General features: G+C 48.3%; 2 protein-coding genes. Both read right to left on the reverse strand.

Annotation, left to right across the window (positions count from 1 at the left end):
* The coding region (locus AC1DWN_RS33045; protein WP_477563068.1) for an L-arabinose isomerase family protein at positions 1-1,028 on the reverse strand (1,028 nt) is incomplete at its 3' end.
* A gap of 11 nt (positions 1,029-1,039) precedes the next feature.
* Positions 1,040-1,929, reverse strand: an 890-nt coding sequence (locus tag AC1DWN_RS33050) for an aldose 1-epimerase family protein (RefSeq protein ID WP_477563069.1), incomplete at its 5' end; no start/stop codon positions are given.

Raw genomic sequence — 1,929 nt, forward strand, 5'->3', positions numbered from 1 at the left:
ATTTGATCGCCTGCTTGCATATGGTAGGTGTAATCCTCCATGAATGAAGTCCCTTTGTTCTCAGCCATAATCTTCATCATCCGGACAAGCGCAGCTGTCTTCCAGTCACCTTCCCCGCCGAAACCGTATCCCGCAGCCATAAGGCGCTGAGCGGCCAGCCCAGGCAACTGCTTCAAGCCGTGCAAATCCTGAAAGCTTGTAACAAACGCACTGTAGCCGCCTTCTTGTAGAAACGCTTTCAAACCAATCTCAATACGGGCCTGCTCACCAATAGCCTCCCGCTCCGAACCTTCGAGTCGTCCACCTTCCGTGAAGTCATACAGTTCCTGGTACTCATCCATTAATTCCTTCACTTGAGCATTCGAGACATCGTTCACACGTTCGGCCAAATCGCCAGCAGGGTAGCCGTTAACAGACCAGCCGAACCGAATTTGCCCTTCGACCTTATCACCCTCGGTTACAGCAACATAACGCATGTTATCGCCGAACCGAGCGATCTTCATCGTCTGACTTTCCGTATACGCAGCTGCTGTTCTCATCCAAGAGCTAATTCTTTCACGTACCTTCACTTCTTGCCAATGTCCTGCAATGATTTTGCGAGCAATACCGAGACGTGCACCAATAAATCCGAATTCACGATCGCCATGTGCTGCTTGATTAAGGTTCATGAAGTCCATGTCGATACTGTCCCAAGGAATATCTACATTAAATTGCGTATGGAAGTGAAGCAGAGGTTTGCGTAACTGCGTTAGCCCTGAGATCCACATCTTCGCTGGTGAGAATGTATGCATCCATGTCACGATTCCTGCACAGTTCTCATCTGAATTGGCCTCCAAACATACTCGGCGTATAGCTTCGGGGGTAGTTACAACAGCCTTGAATTTAATTGAATATGGGAGAACAGGATCCTTGTCTAGAGCATCGACCATTGCCTTTGAATTTTCTTCTACTTTCGATAGAACATCATCACCATATAATCCCTGACTACCCGTTACGAACCAGAATACATAAGGCTTTGTTTGCAGCATATAAATTCCTCCTATAAATTATTAAATCTTAAGTCAAGTCGATATTCAATCATTTCTCCAGGCTTTAATATCCGAAGTGAGCCGTTTTCTTTTTCTGCGGACCTGCCTTTCGTCMAGCAATTGGAGGGTTCAAGCCCAAGTACATGCTCTCCTGCTCCCGGCATACGCCATTGCACCAGCTTTGGCAGCACCGCAGCGTCCCATTCCAGTTCAACTGAGAGCCCCTTGGAATATGAACAATCATTGTTCACTGGGAAAGAAGGACTGTGAATACGCGCACACATAAGCCCATTTCCCTTAATCGGCTCATGGTAATAGACTTGCTCCTTGTGCAAGGGGTCGGGTGCTTGCCAATCTCCCATTCTGCTCATATCCATGTCCGGATCACGAGGAAAGCTATTTCCCTCAGGAATCATAACAGTCGTATCTTCAGACATGAGTGGAAATCCAAAGTTGAAATGATAGAGCATCATGTGGGGCACCGGATGGAAGCCTGCATTCTCAACGGTATCCTGAATGGTTATTCGGTTGTCTCCCAAACGACTCATAATCATTCTGGTCAGACGTAAACGTCCTCCGAATATGGAAGTCTCCTCCATGACACCGCGCAGCTTCATCACGTACTCATCGCCTTCCCATTCCGACCAGCAAGAGATCTGACGGCCCGGTGTATGGTGGATGCGTCCATGAAGGCCATATGCCCCTTCACTATCTTCACCCGGTGACCCTACCTGAGATAATCCACAGGTCATCAGTAAACCTCCAGATGCACTTCTTAACCATTCTGCCTCGCGTTGATCGTAATAGGATGGATGCGGCTCTCCATTACCAGCTGACCAGCTGACCGGAACGCCATGCATCTCGGCAAGCGAGATATCCATTCCCTTGTCCGGCGTAACAC

The sequence above is a fragment of the Paenibacillus sp. P4_A7 genome (assembly GCF_056402455.1).